The organism is Streptomyces sp. MB09-02B (assembly GCF_033794485.1).
Lineage (GTDB): Bacteria > Actinomycetota > Actinomycetes > Streptomycetales > Streptomycetaceae > Streptomyces.
Genome location: NZ_JARGEE010000632.1, coordinates 1 through 3,653 on the forward strand (window position 1 = coordinate 1; position 3,653 = coordinate 3,653).

Consider the following 3,653-nt stretch of genomic DNA (forward strand, 5'->3'; position numbering starts at 1 on the left):
CGCGCTCACCCCCGCGTCCGGCAGCACCCAGTCGCTCCCCCTCGCCCCCCTGGGAACGGACCGCGGCCTCGGCCCGGCCGCCCCCGAACAGGGCCTCGGCAAGCGGGACGTACGGTCGTTCTCCCTGGTCGGTGTCGTCTGGGACAACCCGGACGCCGAGCTGGAGGGCCGCGTCCAGGTCCGTGCCCGTTCGACGGAAACCGCCCGCTGGTCCGGCTGGCAGGACGTCGAGACGCACAACCACGAGCACGCCGCCGACCCGGACACCGCCGAACGCTCCTCGGGCCGGGTGCGCGGCTCCACCGCTCCGCTGTGGGTCGGCGACTCGGACGGCGTCGAGGTGCGTGTGCGCGCCGAGGCCCGGGGCCGTACGGCCGCCCCGGGCGTCCAACTGCTCCCGGAGGGCCTGCGTCTGGAGCTGATCGACCCCGGCGTCGGCGCCCCCGGCGCCGCGGCCGGACCCGAAGCCGTGACGGGGGCCGCGCAGGCGGCGGAACCCCCGCCCGTCGGGACCGTGGACACCCCGAGGCTGGGCGCGCTGACCGTCGAGTCCGCCGCCGCCTCCGCCGTCAACGCGGACCTCGCACCGCTCGGCTCGACGACGATCCCGGCGCTGTCGCGCAAGGAGACGGTGGAACGGCTGGCCACCGCGGTGCCCGGGGCGAAGCCGTACATCGGCCCGCGCCCCCGTATCGTCACGCGGGCCGGCTGGGGAGCCGACGAGAAGCTGCGCGAGCGCGACTTCCGCTACACCAAGCGGGTCAGTGCGGCCTTCGTGCACCACACCGCGTCGGGCAACAACTACAAGTGCGCGCAGGCCCCTTCGGTCATCCGCAGTATCTACCGCTACCACGTCGTGAGCAGCGGCTGGCGCGACATCGGCTACAACTTCCTCGTCGACAAGTGCGGAAACATCTACGAGGGTCGCGCGGGTGGTGTCGCGAAGGCCGTCATGGGCGCCCACACCCTCGGTTTCAACACCAACAGCATGGGCATCGCGGTCATCGGCAGCTTCGGCACCACCAAGCCGCCCGCCGTATCGGTCAAGGCGGTCGCGCAACTGACCGCCTGGAAACTGGGTCTTTACGGAGCGAACCCGAAGGGCAAGACATACCTCACTTCGGGTGGCGGAAATCTCTACCCAAAAGGTAAGAAGGTGCGACTGAACGTGATCTCCGGTCACCGTGACGGGTTCGCGACCGCGTGCCCGGGGGGGCGCCTTTACGGAAAGCTCGGTACGGCACGCACGGAGGCCGCCCGCTTGCAGGGCCGGTGACCGGCCGGAGGTCATGCCGACACGACACACAGCACAGGTCGAGGGCGCGCCCGCCGCGCCCTCGACCAGACACCACCGTTGACGTGCCCCAGGGCACGTCAACGGCTATGAGCACGGCCTCGAAGGCGCCATGGAACGGTCTGCATACACTGGCCGGTCGAATGACAGTTCGGCCGGTCCCGGCAGGAAGCAGAGACGACAGGTGACAGAAGCGATCCTCCTGGTCGGCGGCAGAGGTACCCGGCTGCGTCCGCTCACGGTGCACACTCCGAAGCCCATGGTCCCGGCGGCCGGAGTCCCGTTCCTCACCCACCAGTTGGCGAGAGCCAGAGCGGCGGGCGTCGACCACATAGTCCTCGCCACCTCCTACCTCGCCGAGGTCTTCGAACCCCACTTCGGCGACGGTTCCGCCCTCGGCCTCCACCTCGAGTACGTCACGGAGGAGGAACCGCTGGGCACGGGCGGCGCGATCCGCAACGCCGCCTCGCACCTCCACTCCGGCCCCGAGGACCCGGTCCTCGTCTTCAACGGCGACATCCTCACCGGCCTGGACATCCGCCGGCTGGTCGCCACCCACGAGACGACCGGCGCGGACGTCTCCCTCCACCTGACCCAGGTGACCGACCCCCGCGCCTACGGCCTCGTCCCGACCGACGACACGGGCCGCGTCCTGGCCTTCCTCGAGAAGCCCCAGACCCCCGAGGAGATCGTCACCGACCAGATCAACGCGGGGGCGTACGTCTTCCGCCGCTCGGTCATCGACACGATCCCGGCGGGCCGCCCGGTCTCGGTGGAACGCGAGACGTTCCCGGACCTCCTCGCCGCGGGTGCCCACCTCCAGGGCATGGTCGACTCCACGTACTGGCTGGACCTCGGCACCCCCGCGGCCTTCGTCCGGGGCTCCGCCGACCTGGTCCTGGGCAGGGCCCCGTCCCCGGCCGTCCCGGGTCGCTGCGGCGACCGCCTGATCCTTCCCACCGCCCGGGTCGCGGGCGACGCGAAGCTGACCGGCGGGACGGTGGTGGGCGAGGGCGCGTTCGTCGGCGAGGGCGCCCGGGTCTTCGGCAGCACGGTCCTGGCCGGCGCGGTCGTCGAACCCGGAGCCGTCATCACCGACTCCCTCATCGGCGCCCGGGCCCGCATCGGCGAACGCTCCGTCCTCACCGGCACGGTCGTCGGAGACGGCGCGATCATCGGCGCCGACAACGAACTCCGCACGGGCGTCCGCGTCTGGTGCGACGCGACCATCCCCACGGGCGCACTCCGCTTCTCGTCGGACCAGTAACTGCCGGGTGAGTCGGTCGTCTGCGGGTGGGTGGGGCTTCTCGAGCAGTTCCCCGCGCCCCTGAAAGGCCTCCGGCCTTTCGGCCCGAAAAAGCACGGGGCGTAGCCCCTGCTTTTCCAGGGGCGCGGGGAACTGCGCGACCAGCCTCCACCGGACGGACGCTTGGGGGTCGAAGGGGCACAGCCCCTTGCCGAGGATGGGTCGGGTAGGGGCGGCGGGGGCGCTACAACCTCCCGATGTCCCCCCGAGGCATCCGCGGCACCCTCCGAGCCGGCACCCGCCCCGACAACAAAATCAACCGAGCAGCCCGATGCCGCTGCCCCACATACGGCTCCAACAACGACAACATCACCGAGTCGTCCGCATCCCGGTCCCCCGCCAACGCGAACCCCACGATCCCCGGCAGATGCAGATCCCCCACGGTCACCTCGTCCGCCGCCCCATGACTGCGCTGCACGGTCTCCGCCGAGGTCCACGGCCCGATCCCCGGCACCACCTCCAACCGCGCCCGCGCGTCCACCGGCGACATCCCCACGGCCTCCTCCAGCCGCCCCGCCACCCGAACCGCTCGCAGAATCGTCGACGCCCGCTTGTCGTCGACCCCGGCGCGATGCCACTCCCAGGACGGGATCAGCGCCCACTCCCGGGCCCCCGGCATCACACACATCCGCCCCGGCACGGGCCCCGGCGCCGGCTCCCCGAACTGCCGTACGAGCAACCGCCACGCCCGATACGCCTCGTCCGCCGTGACCTTCTGCTCCAGGACCGACGGGATCAACGACTCAAGCACGAGCCCGGTCCGCGTCAGCCGCAGCCCCGGCCGCCGCCGCCAGGCCATCGCCACGATCCGATGCCGGGGTGCGAAGGCCTCGGGCTCGTCCGACGCGCCGAGCATCGTGGGCACCTGATCGAGCAGCCACTCGGCCCCCGGCCCCCAGGCCTCCGCCTCGACGACCCCGCCCCGCAGCGCGACCCGCAGCGTCCCGGCGCCGACCGGCGTACGCGTGGCCCGCCACACGGACCCGTCCGGTGTGGCCCGGAAGGTCGGATCCCCGGGCCCCCGCCGCAGCGGCCCCAGCACGAGCCCCAGAT

3 protein-coding genes are annotated in these 3,653 nt (G+C 72.3%); 2 read left to right on the forward strand and 1 reads right to left on the reverse strand.

Annotation, left to right across the window (positions count from 1 at the left end; genetic code table 11):
* Both P1P70_RS41995 and P1P70_RS42000 read left to right on the forward strand, forming a co-directional pair.
* The coding region (locus P1P70_RS41995) for a peptidoglycan recognition protein (protein WP_319247371.1) at window positions 1–1,276 on the forward strand (1,276 nt) is incomplete at its 5' end.
* Window positions 1,277–1,478: 202 nt separating this feature from the next.
* A complete protein-coding gene (locus tag P1P70_RS42000; RefSeq protein ID WP_319247373.1) occupies window positions 1,479–2,561 on the forward strand; it encodes an NDP-sugar synthase in 1,083 nt (360 codons plus the stop codon).
* Window positions 2,562–2,784: 223 nt separating this feature from the next.
* On the opposite strand, the gene P1P70_RS42005 is transcribed toward P1P70_RS42000, so the two are convergent.
* Window positions 2,785–3,653, reverse strand: an 869-nt coding sequence (locus P1P70_RS42005) for a DNA-3-methyladenine glycosylase 2 family protein (protein WP_319247375.1), incomplete at its 5' end; no start/stop codon positions are given.